Source organism: Desulfovibrio legallii, assembly GCF_004309735.1.
Lineage (GTDB): Bacteria > Desulfobacterota > Desulfovibrionia > Desulfovibrionales > Desulfovibrionaceae > Desulfovibrio > Desulfovibrio legallii.
The window spans coordinates 1-16,380 of record NZ_SIXC01000009.1 but is presented as its reverse complement, the minus strand read 5'-3'; the positions used below and the strand labels follow the sequence as shown (position 1 = coordinate 16,380).

At 64.0% G+C, this 16,380-nt stretch carries 13 protein-coding genes; 8 read left to right on the top strand and 5 right to left on the bottom strand.

The window, feature by feature from the left end:
• The first annotated feature begins 11 nt into the window (after window positions 1-11).
• The 3 genes from dprA (at window position 12) to EB812_RS08230 (ending at window position 3,543) form a co-directional block, all read left to right on the top strand.
• On the top strand, window positions 12-1,400 hold the full coding sequence (gene dprA / locus EB812_RS08240) for a DNA-processing protein DprA (RefSeq protein WP_130958060.1): 1,389 nt from the start codon (window positions 12-14) through the stop codon (window positions 1,398-1,400).
• A complete protein-coding gene (locus EB812_RS08235; RefSeq protein ID WP_118230096.1) occupies window positions 1,397-2,440 on the top strand; it encodes a tyrosine recombinase XerC in 1,044 nt (347 codons plus the stop codon). Before dprA ends, EB812_RS08235 begins: the two co-directional genes overlap by 4 nt.
• A 185-nt stretch (window positions 2,441-2,625) precedes the next feature.
• Window positions 2,626-3,543, top strand: coding sequence for a manganese-dependent inorganic pyrophosphatase (locus tag EB812_RS08230; protein WP_118230097.1), 918 nt, complete (start codon window positions 2,626-2,628; stop codon window positions 3,541-3,543).
• Between the two features lie 139 nt (window positions 3,544-3,682).
• On the opposite strand, the gene EB812_RS08225 is transcribed toward EB812_RS08230, so the two are convergent.
• The 5 genes from EB812_RS08225 to EB812_RS08205 all read right to left on the bottom strand — a co-directional run bounded on the left by EB812_RS08225 (window position 3,683) and on the right by EB812_RS08205 (window position 8,262).
• Entirely contained in the window at window positions 3,683-4,111 is a 429-nt protein-coding gene (locus tag EB812_RS08225; RefSeq protein WP_118230098.1) for a TOBE domain-containing protein, read from the bottom strand.
• A 241-nt stretch (window positions 4,112-4,352) separates the two neighbouring features.
• Entirely contained in the window at window positions 4,353-5,381 is a 1,029-nt protein-coding gene (locus EB812_RS08220; protein ID WP_118230110.1) for a DUF4198 domain-containing protein, read from the bottom strand.
• A 696-nt stretch (window positions 5,382-6,077) separates the two neighbouring features.
• Window positions 6,078-6,734 carry a ComF family protein gene (locus tag EB812_RS08215; RefSeq protein ID WP_242621245.1) on the bottom strand — a complete coding sequence of 219 codons (657 nt, stop codon included), beginning with the start codon at window positions 6,732-6,734 and terminating at the stop codon, window positions 6,078-6,080.
• A 182-nt stretch (window positions 6,735-6,916) separates the two neighbouring features.
• A complete protein-coding gene (locus tag EB812_RS08210) occupies window positions 6,917-7,639 on the bottom strand; it encodes a flavodoxin family protein (RefSeq protein ID WP_118230100.1) in 723 nt (240 codons plus the stop codon).
• Window positions 7,636-8,262: an MBL fold metallo-hydrolase gene (locus EB812_RS08205; RefSeq protein WP_118230101.1), complete on the bottom strand. Its 627-nt coding sequence runs from the start codon at window positions 8,260-8,262 to the stop codon at window positions 7,636-7,638. The genes EB812_RS08210 and EB812_RS08205 overlap by 4 nt, the downstream gene beginning before the upstream one ends.
• A gap of 155 nt (window positions 8,263-8,417) precedes the next feature.
• On the opposite strand from EB812_RS08205, the gene EB812_RS08200 reads away from it, so the two are divergent.
• From EB812_RS08200 to EB812_RS08180, 5 genes are all read left to right on the top strand, one after another.
• The gene (locus tag EB812_RS08200) at window positions 8,418-11,030 is read left to right on the top strand and encodes a tetratricopeptide repeat protein (protein ID WP_242621244.1); all 2,613 of its coding nucleotides are present in this window, start codon (window positions 8,418-8,420) and stop codon (window positions 11,028-11,030) included.
• A gap of 408 nt (window positions 11,031-11,438) precedes the next feature.
• On the top strand, window positions 11,439-13,667 hold the full coding sequence (gene feoB, locus EB812_RS08195) for a ferrous iron transport protein B (protein ID WP_130958059.1): 2,229 nt from the start codon (window positions 11,439-11,441) through the stop codon (window positions 13,665-13,667).
• A 93-nt stretch (window positions 13,668-13,760) separates the two neighbouring features.
• The gene (locus tag EB812_RS08190; RefSeq protein WP_242621243.1) at window positions 13,761-14,249 is read left to right on the top strand and encodes a thermonuclease family protein; all 489 of its coding nucleotides are present in this window, start codon (window positions 13,761-13,763) and stop codon (window positions 14,247-14,249) included.
• Between the two features lie 64 nt (window positions 14,250-14,313).
• The gene (locus tag EB812_RS08185; RefSeq protein ID WP_118230104.1) at window positions 14,314-14,736 is read left to right on the top strand and encodes a hypothetical protein; all 423 of its coding nucleotides are present in this window, start codon (window positions 14,314-14,316) and stop codon (window positions 14,734-14,736) included.
• 536 nt (window positions 14,737-15,272) lie between these two features.
• Window positions 15,273-16,380 (top strand): cache domain-containing protein (locus EB812_RS08180; RefSeq protein ID WP_165450923.1); only part of this gene is annotated, 1,108 nt, incomplete at its 3' end.

The following is a 16,380-nucleotide window of genomic DNA, read 5'->3' as shown; positions in this document are numbered from 1 at the left end:
GGCAGTGACGCATGGCCGTGACGACGCACGCGGGCTGTTCCTGGCGGGATATGGACGAGGCCGCCCGCAAGGAATACTGGGCTACCCTGGCCCTGCGCCACAGCAAAGGGCTGGGCGCGCGGTCGCTGGTTAAACTGTTGCGGACCTTTGGCAGCGCCTACGGCGCGGTGGAGGCCCGGTCGCGCTGGGGTGCAGCGGGGCTGGGGCCCGCAGGCCGGGACTTTGCCGCCGGCGCGTGGCGGACGGAAGCCAGGAAAGAATGGGACAGCGCCCGTAACCTGGCGGCGCGCATCCTGCTCTGGGCGGATCCCGCCTATCCGTCTCTGTTGCGGCAGCTTCCGGACGCGCCCGCGCTGCTCTACTGCCGGGGCGACGGCAGCCTGCTGCGCGCGCCCGCCTTTGCCGTGGTGGGGTCGCGTCGGGCCACGGCCCAGGGCAAGGCTGTGGCGGCCTATATGGCGCGTTGCCTTTCCGCCTGCGGGGTGACCATCGTTTCGGGCATGGCGCAGGGCATTGACTGCGTGGCCCACGAGGCGGCCCTCGGTCGGGTGGGACGCAGCATAGGCGTGCTGGGCACGGGCATTGACGTGCGCTATCCTGCGTGCAATGCGGGCGTGTTTGCGGCTATGGAGCGCGAAGGGCTGCTGGTTTCGGAATTTCCGCCCGGCGCGCCGCCCCTGCCGACCAATTTCCCCGTGYGCAACCGCATTATCAGCGGGTTGGCGCTGGGTGTTCTGGTGGCGGAGGCCGCCAGTCGTTCCGGTAGCCTGGTCACGGCCCGGCTGGCCCTGGAGCAGAACCGTGAAGTCTACGCCGTGCCCGGCCCGGCGTTGGACGCCCACTGCCTGGGCAGTCAGGATCTGGTGCGGCAAGGCGCGCGGCCCGTGTTCAACGCCGAGGACGTGCTGCGCGACCTGGCGGATCGGCTGCGGCCTTACGGCATCGGGCCGGAAACTCTGCCCGACGGGGAACGGGAAGCCTTGCCGGGGCTTACGGCTGCCGGTTTTGCCGCCGCCGATGTCGCGGGTGGCGTCGTTTCGGACACGGACCCTGGCGCTGTCGCCTCCGGCCGGGACAAGCCGTCTGACGGGGCCGCGCAAGATAAAACTGCGTCTGCAGGGCTTGCGTCAGATACGGGAGCGCGGGCCGTAAGCGTGCCCGGCGGCGCTGTGGACAACGCGCCTGCTGCCCCGCCGCCCCCGGAAGCGGCGGTGCTGACGCCCGCAACGCAGGCGGAGCGGCTGCTGGCGCACTTGCGGGGGCACGGCCCCCTGCAGGTGGACGCCCTGGGCCTGGCTGTGGGCCTGGCCCCGGCAGCCTTGAACGCTCTTTTGATTGGGCTGGAAATGCAGGGCAAGGTGCGCCGACTGCCCGGCGCGCGGTATGAGGTGCGGGCATGAAGCGGACGGAACGGGATTTGGCGGTCATAAAGCGCCCCGCGGCACAGGCTGCGGCCCTTGCCGGGCGGACGGGCCGGCCCGCCCTCAATGCGACGGGCCCCAATACGGCGGTCCCGGACGAGGGCAGGGTGCTTATTGAGGCCTTTCTGGCCTGGATGGCCGTGCAGCGCGGCGCGGCCACGGCCACCCAGCGGGCTTATGGCGTGGATCTGGCCCAATTGCAGGATTTTTTGCGCAGTCAGGGCGTGGATCTGGGCCGTCCGGAAACCGTGACCAAGCGGCATATGCAGGCTTTTCTGGCCTGGCTTTTTCATCAGGGGGAGGCCAAAAGCTCCATGGCGCGCAAGCTGGCGGCCGCGCGTTCTTTTTTTCGTCTGCAGATGCGCAACGGCCGGGTGGAGGAAAACGTGGCCGCCCAGGTGCGCAATCCCCGACAGGACAAACGCCAGCCCCGGGCCCTCAATGTGGACGAAACCTTTGCCCTGCTGGACGCGCCCACGGCATCGCCCCCGGCCACGGCCGAGGCGGAACGCCTGCTCTGTCGCGACCTGGCTCTGGCGGAGTTGCTCTACGGTTCCGGCCTGCGCATTTCCGAGGCGCTGCAGCTGGACCTGGACGACGTGCAGCTTTCTTCACAGGTGCTGCGGGTTATGGGCAAGGGTGCGCGGGAGCGCCTTGCCCCCCTTTCCGATACCTCGTGCGAGCGCCTGCGGGCCTGGCTCTGCGAGCGACCTTTGCTGGCCGCGCCGGAAGAGGTGGCCCTGTTTGTAGGCGCGCGGGGGGCTCGGCTGCAGCGGCGAGAGGCCGCGCGCATTGTGGCCCGGCTCTGCCGGCGGGCCGGGCTGGCGGTGACGGTTTCGCCGCACAGTCTGCGCCATTCCTTCGCCACCCATCTGCTGGCGGCGGGAGCGGACCTGCGCAGCGTACAGGAACTTTTGGGGCACAAGCGGCTGACCACCACCCAGCGCTATACCCAGGTCAGCCTGGAGCGGCTGATGGAAACCTATGATGCGGCCCATCCTCGGGCCGGGAAAAAATAAAAAAATCACGAGAAGGGGGTGCCTTGTTATAAAAATAAGTATTTACAGGTTAATAGGAGAATGCCTTTGCGTCCTGTACGGGAATTTTTGTTAAAAGCCCTTGGCATGAACCTGACTTTGTGCTAAAGAGAACAAAGCGGTGCCACGGTGCCGCCATACCCGAACCAACGGAAGGAGAGACTGCCATGTCCGCATTAGTTCTTGGTCACATGAATCCCGATACCGACAGCATTATTGCCGCCATTGCCGCCGCCGATCTGTACAACAAGCGCGGCCTGGACGTTACCCCCGTGGCCCAGGGCGCGCCCACCCCTGAAACCGCCTTTGTGCTGCAGAAGTTCGGCCTCACGGCGCCCCAGGTGGTGTCCGACGTGGCCGGCAAGGAAGTGTATCTGGTGGACTATTCCGACCTGGCCCAGGCCCCCAAGGGCATGGACTCCGCCACTGTGCTGGGCATTGTGGACCACCACAAGCTGGGCGATGTGACCACTTCCACCCCGCTGGAAGCCTGGATCTGGCCCGTGGGCTGCTCCAACACCGTGCTCAAGAACATGTACGATTTTTACGGCGTGGAAATTCCCAAGAACATCGCGGGCGGCATGCTCTGCGCCATCCTTTCCGACACGGTCATCTTCAAGTCCCCGACCTGTACCCCCGCCGACAAGAAAGCCGTGGAAGAACTGGCCAAGATCGCCGGCGTGAGCGATGTGGTCAAGCTGGGCATGGAAATGTTCAAGGTCAAGAGTGCCGTTGAAGGCACCTCCATGCACGACTTGGTCTTCCGCGACTACAAAGATTTTGACATGAACGGCAACAAGGTGGGCATTGGCCAGTTGGAAGTGGTGGACCTCTCCATCCTTGAGCCCGTCAAGGCCGGCCTTCAGGCTGAAATCGCCAAGGTGAAGGGCGAAGGCCGCCACAGTGTCTTCTTGCTGCTGACCGACATCATGAAAGAGGGTTCGGAGATGCTCATCGTTTCCGACGACCCGGCCGTGGTGGAAAAGGCCTTCGGCGTCAAGCCCGATGGCGACAAAGTGTGGCTGCCCGGCGTCATGAGCCGCAAAAAGCAAGTGGTGCCCAACTTTGAAAAGGCCTTCAAATAGCATTTTTTTCGCCTGACGCAAAAACCCCCGGTTCCACAAGGAGCCGGGGGTTTTTGTCAATCAGGACAAAAGCTGTGTTGCGGTTACCCGCTACAGAAGCGGCTGCGCCTCTGAGCGCCCCATCCCAACAGAGTTTACCCTATTGGGGCACGGCCAGGATGACTTGTGAGGCCTTGGCGATGGCCGTGATTTTTTTGCCGGGTTTGAGGCCCATTTTTTCCACGCTGCCCATGGTCACGATGGCGGCGATGGAGGCGCCGCCGGGCAGGTCCACCAGCACTTCGGCATTGACCGCGCCGGGAATCACCTTGCCGATGACGCCGGGAAACTGGTTGCGGGTGGAAAGCAGGTAGTTTTCCGCCTCTTCCACCAGCAGCACAAAGCTGGCTTTGATCAGGGCCAGGGCTTCCACGCCGGGTTTGAGGCCCAGCTTCCTGGTGCTCACCTGGGTGATGGAGGCCACGATACTGGGGCCGCCCTCTACGGCCAGTTCCACTTCATCGTTGACCGCGCCGGAATGGACGGCCGTAATTTTGCCGTGAAACACGTTTCTTGCGCTGGTGTGCATGCTGTTCTCCTTGGAGCGTTGGTGCGGCCGGTGCGGCCGCAGTTGTTTCCATAAGCCTTGCCGCGCGCCCGGGGCTGCCCGCCGCCGTGGCGGGTGCAAGGTCCGCTCCGGGGGTCTGCGGTAATGTATGCGTTATGGTATACGCTCCGGCCCCAAAAGGCCAAGCCAGCACGGTTTATGCACACTCCTTATAAAAAACGGGCAAAACGCTGCAGTTAGCTGTGCCCCCAAAATCCGGTCTTCAGCGGCGGCGCGGCGGCGCGGCCGGGGCGTCCACATAAAGCCAGAGCAGCGCGCCCATCTCCAGGGGCTTGGGCTGGCCGTCCGGTCCTTTGAGGGGCGCGCCTTCGGCTTCCGCCTGGCAGCACCACCAGCCGGGCTGGGCGAGCACAAAGGCAAAATTGCCCTGGCTGTCAGCACGGGTTGCCAGTTCTTCATGCCAGGGGGTGGGCACGGGCGTTTTTTCCACATTGATGCGGTGCATGCGCACCAGAGCCTTGGGCAGGGGTTTGCCTTCCAGCAGAGCCTGGCCGCTGAACAACGTCGGGGCCATAAGCCCGAACGGCCGCGTGCGGGGTACGATTTCGAAACGCAGGCCTGCGGGCGCGTCCCAGCCGCGTTCAACGCCGTAGACGGGCAGGATGGTTTTGACATAGTGCTGGGCAAAGCGTTGGCGGGCCGCGTCCCACCAGGGTCGGGCCTCAATAAGGAATTGGTAGAGCCCGGGCTTGTTCAGGGCCACGTTGGCCCCCCAGGCCTTCTGATCCAGATAGCGGATTTCTTCCACGTCGCCCAGCAGGTCGCGACGTTCGGGCTGCAGCACGCCTTCTTTCAGCGGCGTGGCATCGTCATAACGCAGCACGGCGAAAAGCTGGGGCATGTCCATGACCAGGCCCTCATAGCGGAAAGGGCGCAGCATGGTGATAAGCACGTCCACTTCTGCGCCAATGTCCGGCTGTGGCGCTGCCTCGGTTGCGGCAGCCGCGGCGGGCTTGGTGGCGTTGGCGGCCGCGGGGGAGGCAGGGACGCCCGCGGGCATGTTTTCCGGCGGCGTGCCTTTCTGCTCTTTGCCCTTTTTGTCTTCCCGGGGTGCGACCTCGGCCTTGGCCTCATTTTTGGCGGCCTCGACCTTGCCTGCTTCGCCTTTGTCCACCTCGGCCTTGCCTGCTTTTAGCGGGGGAGCCTCCACACTGGGTTCGCTGGGCACCAGCAGGGTCACCTGGGCTCGTACCGGCAAAGGGGCGGCCAGCAGCAGGCTGACCAAGGCCATGCAGCCCAGCGTACAAAATAGGCCTGCGCCGTCCGGCCTGGGCTTGCCCCAGGGGCGACAACCGGCGCGTGCACGGCGCAAAGCGGAAAAAACAAGAAGCGTGTGCGGCATACTATCCCTCACGGATGTGGGCCCGTCCACAGCATCGGGGGCGGGACGAACGGCGCGGAGTGCGCTGCAGAACAGGTGCATCATATTTTAGGGCAGGTAACGTTGCAATGCCCTGAAGGTTGCGTAAGCAGACGCCCGCCGTGGAGGCGCAAGCGTAGCTTGGCCCGTTACGACGAAGGAAGTTACGGACAAAGACAGCAGCGCCAGCTACGGATGAAGACAGCACCGCTATGTCTTTGCGTGGGTAAGTGCCGGGACGAACGTGCCGTAACCTTTGAGAATGCATATTTTTAAAGGTAATCTGCTCCCGGCGCGGCTTTTGGACTCCTTGCTGTGGAGAGAGTGCCGCGTCTGTGCCAACTCTATAAAAATTCAAAAGAATTCCTTCTGGCAGTATAGCGAAAGCGTCTGGTCTTGTCATGTCTTCTCTCCACCCCTGGCTGCGTGCGGGTTGTTGCGGGGCAGCGCCCGGAACGAGTGGCCGGAACCTTTGAGAACACAATTCGAAAAGGTGATCTGCTGAGGTTTTAAGGCCCGACGCGGGGCTTGCGTCTGCAGCCGTCGTTGTTGGCGGCATGCAGTTTTTCAGGGCAGGGGGCCGTGCTGCGGGGTGCGGGCCACCACCAGCACGTCCACGGCACAAGCGCCGGCGGCCCGCAGGGCGCAGGCCGCAGCCCTGAGGGTGCTGCCTGTGGTCATGACGTCGTCCAGCAGCCAGAGGCGCAGGCCTTGCGCTTCTGCCGCTGCGATAAAACTGTGCCGGACATTGGCCCGGCGTTGCGTTGCGGTCAGGCCGGATTGGGCCGGGCCCGGCAGAACGCGGCGCAGCAACTGGGGTCGCAGGGGCAAGCCCGTGCGCCGGGCCAGGGCCTTGGCCAGTTCGTGGGCCTGGTTGTAGCCCCGTTGCCGCAGGTGTGCAGGGTGCTGCGGCACGGCCAGCAGGGCGTCGGGCTGCGGCAGGCCTTGCGCGGCCCTGTACAGCAGGTCCGCCAGCAAAGGGGTCAGGTAGAGGTGGGCGTCAAATTTGAGCCGCAGCAGCAAGTGCCGCAGCACTCCGGCGTACAGACCGTGGAAGGCCAGGCCGCTCCAGGGGGGCGGATCCGTGAGGCAACGGCCGCACAGGCCGGCGGCCTCCCTGTGTTGGGGATAATCTGCCGGGGGCAAGCCGCAGACGGGGCAGCGGGGGCCGTTGTAAGGCCGGAGCAGGGGGAGACAGGCGGGGCAGAGCAGGGCTTCCGCCATGGAATCGGGGAGGTGCGGCGTGGGGGTAAAGGGGGCCAGGCAGTGGAGGCAGCGCTGTTGGCGCAGGCCCAGCCATGTCTGGCGGCATGCGGACCGCAGTGCGGTCCAGAAGGCGCCCCAGGTTGTGGCCCGGCAAGCCTTGCAGCGCAAGGGCGGTAAAAAGGGCGGATGCCGAGGGCGGTTCACCGGAAGGGCGGGCGCGTCTGCCCTGTGGTTGCGTCTGGGAGAAGAGGCGCCTGATGCGTCGCGTCGGGCCGGGATGTGTTGGGGGCTGTCTGGTCGGCGGCCGCCCCCGCCTGTTGCCGTGCGGCCAGGCGGCTGCCCCAGTCGTGCCCCCAGGAGCGCAGCGCGCCGCAGACCGCCGGGCGTTCCAGCAGATCCTGTGTGGTTTCCAGGCCGCGCAGCAGGCGGTTTTCGCGGATGCAGGCATTGAGCGGAGCCAGAAAATACTTCAGGGTGAGCAGTGCTCCGGCAAACAGCTTGTCGCCGTGGGAGCGTCCGGCGCAGAGGGCCGCCAGCACGGGTTTGATTTGGGTGTGGGGGCGTCCGGGGTGCCCGGCGCCGTGGGTTTGCCCGGCCCAGAAGCGTTGTGAGCGGTCGATCAGCGCCTTGAAGTGCGCGGGCAGGGAATAGAAGTAGATGGGGGAGGCCAGCAGCACCAGAGGAGCCGCCAGAATATGCTGCAGAATCGCTTCAGCATGGTCGCCGTCTTTGTCCTGAGTACAGCGGTGGGGCGGCGCGGTGCAGCCCCCGCAGTTGGTGCAGGGGGCAAAGGCATAATCCCTCAAGGGCAGCAGGCGCGGCTGTTGTCCGGCGTCGGCCATGCCCTGGGCGAACAGGGCCGCCACCGTGTCCGATACCCCGTTGGGGTGGGGGCTGCAGAGCAGGACCAGCGGGCGGTTCATGAGGGGAAGTCGCCGCAGAAGGGGTTGTTCAGCTTTTCGTCGCCGATGCTGGTGGCCGGGCCGTGACCGGGAAAGACGCGCGTGGCGTCGGGCAGTTTGAAGAGCACCTCCCGCACGGAATGCAGCAGTGTGGCGTGGTCGCCGCCGGGAAAATCCGTGCGGCCCACGGAGCGGTAGAATAGGGCGTCACCCGTAAAGACGACGCCTTCGCCGGGAAAATAGAGGGAAACGCCGCCCGGCGTGTGCCCGGGCGTGTTCAGAACCCGACAGTCCATACCGCCGAAGCTGACTTCTCCCTCGGGCATGGGCCGACAGCTGAAAGGCGGCACCGGCGGGAAGCCCCACAGTCCGCCCTGGCTCGATTCCGTCCCGGCCAGGCTGTCGTCGCCCTTGGGCACATATACGGGCGCGTCCGTGGCCTGCTCCAGCGTGGCTACGCCATAAAGGTGGTCGAAATGGCGGTGGGTGATGCAGATGGCCGCCAGGGCAAGTTTGTGTTTCCGCAGATAGTCCAGCATGGGCGCGGGGTCTCCCCCCACGTCCACGGCCACGGCCTGGTCCGCGTTATGCAAAAGGTAACTGTTGGTTTCCAGCGGGCCCAGGGGAAAGGTTGCAACGGGCATAATGGTCCTTCGGCTGCAATGCGCCTTGTCTGAAATATGATTGCATTCAGTCTAGCCCGGAAGCCCGCGCCGGGCAAGGGCGGAGGCCGCAGGAGTCACGAATTTTTCTAGACAATTCGCCCCGGCCGTCCTACACTTTGAGAATGAAGCAACTTTTGTCTCCTCCCCGGCTGGAACGTGAAGACATCATTGAAATGGAAGGGCTGCTGTGCGGGCAGCTGGAGGCGTTTTTTTCCTTCAGCGGTCACGCCTTGTATTTCCCCACGGAGCATGCCCCGGCGGAGCCGCAGCTGCTCACGCGCGAACGGCGGCTGTTGCTGCCCCTGCGACGGGAGGGAGAGGTGCTGGGCGTGCTCATGCTGCACGGCGTGCGTGCGCGCGAGGCGCGCGCGCTGTTGCCCGTGCTGCCGGCCGCGGCCGCCCTTTGTCTGGACAACCTGGCCTGGGTGCGGGCCGCCCGCACGGACTCCCTCACCGGCCTGGCCACGGAAGAGGCGCTGTTTTCACGCATGGAAGAAGCGGCCGCGCGCGTGCGCGCCCATCTGGAGGATCCGTCCGTAACCGACGGGCACGATGCGCCCTTGCACCGCCTGTGCATGGGCCTTGTGCTGGTGCGTCTGCACAATGGGCCGGAGCTGGTACAGCGGGAAGGACACGGTTTTGTGCAGAAGGCTCTGCAGTCTCTGGCCGCGGCCTGCCGCACGGACCTGCCTTCAGATGTGCTGGCGGCCAGGGCAGGGCGGTATGAATTTGCCTTTTTGCTGGCGGCCAGCGGCCGCGGGGTCTGCCACAAGCTGGCTGCGTCCGTGCTGCAGCGCATGCAGGACGCGGGTCTGACCCTGCCCCTGACCCACAGGCGGGCGCGTCTGGAGTTTTGCGCCGGGCACGCCCTCTATCCGCAGGATATGCAGGGCCAGGAAATGAAGATGCCCATGAGCGAGCAGGCCCGGCGTTGTCTGGACCGCGCCCGTCTGGCCGCTGATGTGGCAGCCCAGGCCGTGTGCGCCGCGCCGGGCGGGGCCTGCCGCATCATGCCCTTTGCCCGCATCCTGCAGGAAGGCGGCCTGGTGCTGGAAAATCTGCCCCTGGGCCGGGTGCGGGTGAGCCTGGGGCGGCAGGCCAAGGCCAGGGAGGGCATGCGCTTTGCCCTCTGGGGGCGGGATGCCGGGGGCGAACCGCGCCACAAGGGCGAAATCGTGTTGCTGCGCACGGGGGATACGGACGCGGTAGGGGAGATTGTGCACCTGGCCGACGCCACGGACCAGCCAGCCCCCGGCGACGGTCTGAGTCTGCTGGGCGAGGGGCCGGGCCTGAGCCCGGATCTGGAAGAGGGCGGCGTTCTTGCGTTATCGGCGGAGACGGCCCTTGTGGCGCGCCCGCGTGCCGACGTCCCCGGCCAGGAAGATGCGGACCAGAATGCTGCCCAGGGTGCTGTTCAGAATGCCGGCCGGGGAAACGTGGCCCCGGCGACAGCGGGGCAGAAGCGCGTCCTCCGCCAGTCGGTGTCAGGCCCGGCCGCAACGCCGCCCGCAGAGGCGGCGACGGCAGCGGCTTCGGGGGCCGTGCGGCGCGGGTTGTGCGGGCACGGCGATTTTCTGCGGCGCTTCGCTCTGGCGGCGGAGCCCTGCCCCTGCTTTACTCTGGCCCTGCTGCGCCTGGAAACGGCGCGCAACGGCGAAGGCGAGGGCGCTGCGCCCTCCCGCGGGGCGGGGCGGGCGGCGGAGCCTCTGAGTAGCGCCCTGGAGCTCTGGCGCGCCACAGTGGGCGCGTCGACTGCAGACGGCAAAGCTGCGGATGCGCCTCTGGCCGGGCTTTACGGCAGCAACAGCCTGATCTTTTTCCACCCGGCGCAGCCGGCTGCCGATCTTTTGCCTGCCTATCAGGATCTCTGCGCGGCCTTGTGTCGGCGCGGCCTGGCTGTGGCCGCAGGGCTGGCCGGCTATCCTTTTCTTCAGTTCCGTAAGGCGGAAATGCCCGACTGCGCGCTCAAGGCCCTGGAATATGCCCTGCTGCTGCCGGAACCGCGCGTGGGGGTCTGCAATTCTCTGGCTCTGAACATCAGTGCCGACCGGCGGTACAGCCTGGGCGATGTCTTCGGCGCGGTGGAGGAATACAAGCTGGCCTTGCTGGCAGACGCGGGCAACGTTATGGCCTGGAATTCTCTGGGCGTGTGCATGGCCGCTCTGGGCCGACGGCACGAAGCGCGGCGGCATTTTCTGGAGGCTCTGCGCCACAAGCCGGAGCCCGCCGCCGCTGAGCAGATCTATTACAATCTGGGCACGGTCTGCCAGGGTTTGGGCGAACGCCGGGCCGCTACGCGGTATTACCGGCAGTGCGTCAAGCTGGCTCCGGAGCACCTTTACGCCCATATCCGTCTGGGGCAGCTCTGCGAGCAGGGCGGTCGCCGCGCCGAGGCCCGGCGCTGTTACGAGCGGGCCGCGGCCATTGAGGACGCGCACCCCGGCGCGCCCAGCCTGGCCCGGCGTTATCTGGCACGGGTGGCCGTGCGCCAGCGGCGGGGCGGCGAGGCCCGCGAACTGCTGCACGAGGCTCTGGTGCGCAACCCCCAGGACGCCGCCGCCATGCTGCTGCTGGCCAAAATTTATCTGGACGGAGAGGAAGACCCGGCCATCGCCGAAATGCTCGCCCGCAAAAGCGCCGGCCTGCAGGACAGGCCCGAAGCCTGGCAGACCCTGGCCAGGGCCCTGCGCGCATTGGGCCGGGAAGATGAGGCCCGCGTGGCGGAGGCCCGCGCTGTGCTGGCCTGAACCCTGCGGTTCCGGGTCGGCAGGGACGGCCGCCGTGGGTTTTATCCTGCGGGCGGGAAGGCCGGCGGGCTCTTGAGGGCAAAAGCCGCTCTGCGCGTACCCGGCGTTGCGCCATACAAAAAAATCTTTCCACACCTTATTATTTTCTATGCTTTTTTCTGAAACTGCCCGGAATTTTGTGGCGCGGGCTTGACTTTTCAGTCTGAGGCGTCTACATCACCAATGCCAAGGAATTGAATTTCAATTTGTAAGGCGAGTATTAGGGAAGTCCCCGGGGCCGTCGCGACCCCACGGGATGGGCGACGCGTTACGGCGCGTCCGTCGCGAGATCCGGCCACAGCGTGGACGAAATCTGAATTTTGGGGCGACCGGAGGCCACTGGTCCCGGCGTGCGCGGGAGGTGCGTGCATGAGTGCTGTTCGTCAGTTTGAAAATCATGAAGATGGACCCGGGAAAAAAGCCGGAGTGGTGCGTATTGCCCTGGCGGGCAATCCCAACTCCGGCAAGACCACGGTGTTCAACGGGTATACAGGTGCGCGCCAGCATGTGGGCAATTATCCCGGCGTCACTGTAGACAGAAAAGAAGGGCACATTACTGTGGAGGGCACGCCCGTCACCGTGGTGGACCTTCCCGGCACGTATTCTCTTACGGCCTATTCACAGGAAGAACTGGTGGCCCGACGGGAGCTGAGCGCCGGGCATGTGCAGGCCGTCATCGACGTGGTGGACGCCTCGGCGCTGGAACGCAACCTGCTGCTCACCGTTCAGATGCTGGAAATGGGCATCCCCGTAGTGCTCTGCTGCAACATGATGGACGAGGCCCGTGCCGCCGGCATCCATATTGATATGGAGCACCTGGGCAAGCTGCTGGGCATTCCCGTGCTGCCCATGGTAGCCCGCAGCGGCGAAGGACTGCAGGCGGCCATGAAGACGGCCATCGCCCTGGCCCGTGAAGGCAAACGCGAGCCCCTGCGTTTTTCCTACGGCAGCGATCTTGACCCCGTTATTGCGGATATGGAAAAGCGCATCGCTGAAAGCGGTCTCTTGACAAACCGCCACTTGCCCAGCTGGGTAGCCCTCAAGATGCTGGAAGGCGACAGCGAGATCTGGCATGAAGCCCGTCTGTCCGACGCCCACATCACGGCGGAGCTGGAGGATATCTGCAAAAAAACCGCCGCCCATGTGCGTGACACTCTCAATGCCAACCTGGAATCCATCATTACCGACTACCGCTACGGCTATATCCGCAGTCTGCTGCGCGACGGCATAGTACGCCAGGACGCCGGCAAGGATCGCCTGGCTCTTTCGGACAAGTTGGATAAGGTGCTCACCAACGCCTTTTTCGGGCCGCTGATCATGATCGGCGTGCTCTACCTCATGTTTCAGGTCACCTTTGAGCTGGGGGCCTACCCCCAGGGTTGGGTGGAAGACGGCTTTACCTGGCTGGGCGACGCCATTACAGCAGCCCTGCCTGAAGGGCTGGCCCAGTCGCTTATTGTGGACGGCATCATCGCCGGCGTGGGCGGTGTGCTCAGCTTTGTGCCGCTCATCCTGATCATGTTCGTGCTCATTTCCTTTATGGAAGACAGCGGCTATATGGCCCGCGTGGCTTATATGATGGACCGCATCTTCCGCTTCTTCGGCCTGCACGGGGCCTCGGTCATGCCCTACATCATTGCCGGCGGCATTGCCGGCGGCTGCGCCATCCCCGGCGCCATGGCCACCCGCACCCTGCGCAGCCCCAAGGAAAAGCTGGCCACCCTGCTTACCCTGCCGTACATGGCCTGCGGCGCCAAACTGCCGGTATTTTTGCTGCTGGCCGGGGCTTTTTTCCCGGACAACGCGGCCACCGTCATGTTTTTGCTGACCCTTTCCGGCTGGGTTGTCGCCTTGGTTGTGGCGCGCTTCCTGCGCTCCACCATCGTCAAGGGCGAGGCCACGCCTTTTGTCATGGAACTGCCCCCCTACCGTATGCCCACGCCCTTTGGCCTGCTGCTGCATTGCTGGGAGCGCGCCTGGATGTACATCAAGAAGGCGGGCACCATCCTGGTGGCCGTGGCCGTACTCATCTGGGCCGGCATGACTTTCCCCAGCCTGCCCGAAGACAAGGCTGCCCCCTTTGAACAGCAGATCGCCCAGATCGAAGAGCAGATCTCCGCCATGCCCGAAGGCGCCGAAGGCCGTGCCGCCCTGGAAGACCAACTCGGCGAGGTAAAGAACGACCTTTCGGAAGAAGAGCTCTCCTATTCCGTGGCCGGACGCCTGGGTAAGGCCGTGGAACCCTTCACCCGCCCCGCCGGCTTTGACTGGCGCACGGACATCGCTCTGCTGGCCGGCGTGGCCGCCAAGGAATCCATTGTGGCCACTCTGGGCACGGCCTACGCTCTGGGCGAACAAGACCCCGAAGACGCCGCCCCGCTGGCCGAACGCCTTAAGGCCGACTCCAACTGGTCGCCCGCCTCGGCTCTGGCTCTGATGCTCTTTGTGCTCATGTACTCCCCCTGCTTCGTGGCCCTGGTGGTCATCAAGCAGGAGGCCGGCAGCTGGGGCTGGCTGGCCTTCAGCATCCTGTTCACCACGGCTCTGGCGTACGGCGTGGCGGTAATCGCCTACCAGGTAGGCAAGAGCGTATTGTAAGCATTCTTTCTGACAGCCCCTGATCCTGACGCCCGTGCCGCCGCCTTGACAAAGGCTTGGCGGCACGGGCATTCTTGTGTCTGTGGGGGAAACATGTCCGCAGGGAAAATCTGTTGCGTTCTGGTCCTGGCCGTGCTGACGGCTTCGGGTGCGCTGGCCGGACCGTTGGAAGGCTATGTGCTTACCGTGGAGGACGGCAATACCTTTACCATAGCGCATACGCCCGAAGGCAGACAGCCTGAGGCAGTGGTGCGGTTTTACGGCATAGAGGCCCCCACCCTGCAGCAGCCCCTGGGGCCCGAAGCGCGTGTGCGCCTGGCCGAACTTTTGCCGCGCGGCACCAGAGTAGCCATTGATCCCGTGGGCGAAGCCGATGACGGCCCCCTGGTTTCTATTGTGCAGGTGGGGGGCACCTCCATCAATTATCAATTGGTCGTGGAGGGGCTCGCCTGGGTGGACCGCAAACGCTGCAGAGCGGTTTTCTGTCGGCGCTGGTATATCCAGGAGCACCAGGCCGTGCAGGCCCGGCGCGGCATCTGGGGCCTCAACATCGGCACGCCTCCCTGGCAGTGGGGGCGTTGAGTTTGGCCGGCCGTTGCTGCGAGCCCGGCTTTTTTGCCAACATACTTTTGCCAACGGAGCGTCTATGAACAGCAGTCTCAGCGCCGCCCAGCAGGAATTTCTGGACGGGTGGAAAGCGGACCCCTGCAACGTCAAGGCGGCCTTTGTGGCGTACAGGGATTTTCTGGCTGCGCAGCCGGGCGTGACCCTGGATTTCAAGGCTCGGCCCGGCATCAGCTATTCTGTGCGCGCGGCCCATGCGGCGCAGCAAAACCGTAAACTTTTTGTGCTGGTGGACGTGGTGGACGATGAGCCGGAGAGCCGCTGGCTTTCCGTTTGTTTTTATGACGATATGGTCACAGACCCCGAAGGCAAAGGAGATTTTGTGCCCGGGGGGCTCATGGGCGAAGACGCCCATTGCTTTAATCTGGACGAAGACGACCCCCGTATGCGCGACTACATCCAGGCCCGCCTGGCGGAAGCCCTGGCCAAAGCCGCTGCGGCCTGACGCCGCCCGTCCACCTGAAATACAGACAAAATCGCTCTGCGGCGGGCCACCCCGCCCATGAGCGCTTGTCCTTTACGGCGTTCCTGCGCCGCAACGCCCCGGATCCCCGGGGCGTTTTTTGTCGTAAAAATTGTTTGCATAGTGGAATAAGATGAACTGCATATCTATTTATCGCAATTCAGACGCATTGAATTGGATAGACCAATATTTTTAATAGTTATAGGAGGTATGCGCTATTCTTTTGCTCTATAAAGAATCTAAATGATATGCTCTATAAAAATTTTTACAGAAGTATAAATAAAAAACAAATTTTTCCGAAAAGTACTATATAACATCCTTCTTTTGAAGGAAAGATTTTTGAAAATTTGTTTTGTGCGGCAGAGGAAGCTGCCGGAAGAAATATTGGTGTCGTGTGGATGTGTACTCTGGCGGCATTGCGGGCCTGGATGGGTAAAATCTGTTGTCGCACGGTAGGGCGGCGGCTTGCAGATGTTGCGCCGGAGGTGTGGGAGAAGGTTGCTGCAAGGAGGGGCTCCATGTCACGAAGTATCAGGATCGTATTGTTGTCGCTCATCGGGCTGGTCATCATTATTGTCCAGTCTGCGCTGATCGGCGTGGTGGCCAATCTGTCCTATAAAGATACCATGCAGGCCCGCACCGGTGAGATGGGGCTCATGGTGGAAACCGTCGCCAAATCTCTGGGCGATTTTGGTGAGCAGTTGTCCATGCTGGTCAATGGCATGTCCAAGGCATACAAAATTCAGCATTTTCTTGAAACCGGCGACGGGCTGGAGGGCGCCGAATTTTTTATTGCCGCCATGTCCCAGTCTTCGCCCGCCATCAATTCTTTGTACATATTTGACGCCACAGGACAGATGCGGGCCATTCAGGTGCAGGGCAAGGCCACCCAGTTGAGCGACCTGACTGGCCGGGAGTATGTGCAGACGGCCCTGACCGGCAAACCAGGCTTCAGCAGTACGCCAACCAAAAGCAATGCCACGGGCAAGGTTATCGTCAGCGTGACTGCGCCGGTACTGGGCGCCGGCGGCAAGATATTGGGCGGGGTGGGCATGTCCTACGCCATTGACGGACTGGAAGAAAAGTATATCAAAACCATCAAAATGGGGCAGTCCGGTTATCCCTTTATCACCACGTCCAACGGCGTCATGGTGGCCCATCCCGACAGCAGGCTGGTGCTGCAGGACCAAAGCGCCAACAGCGGCATACGCGCCATGCTGGGTGCGGCCTCAGGGCAGGGCGTAGCCTACCAGTGGAACGGCAAGGAAAGGATGCTGGCCTGGGCTACGGTACCCCACTGGCAATGGAAGGTAGCCCTGGCTATGGATACGGCCGAAATTCAGGCCCCGGCGGTGCAACAGCGCAACGTCATGCTGGGGTTGGGCGCTGTCGCCATTGTCTTGTTGCTGCTGGTTTCTCTGCTGGCTCTGGAGAAGGTCGCCATCCGGCCTTTGCGCCAGTTGCAGGCCTACGCCGGCACGGTGGCCGACGGCGACCTCAACGCCCGGCTGGATCTGCGTCTGAAGAATGAAATCGGCAAGCTGGCCGACGCGCTGCGCACCATGGTAGAAAACCTCAAGGCCAAGATTGCCGAAGCGGACGAAAATACCCGCAAGGCACAGGCAC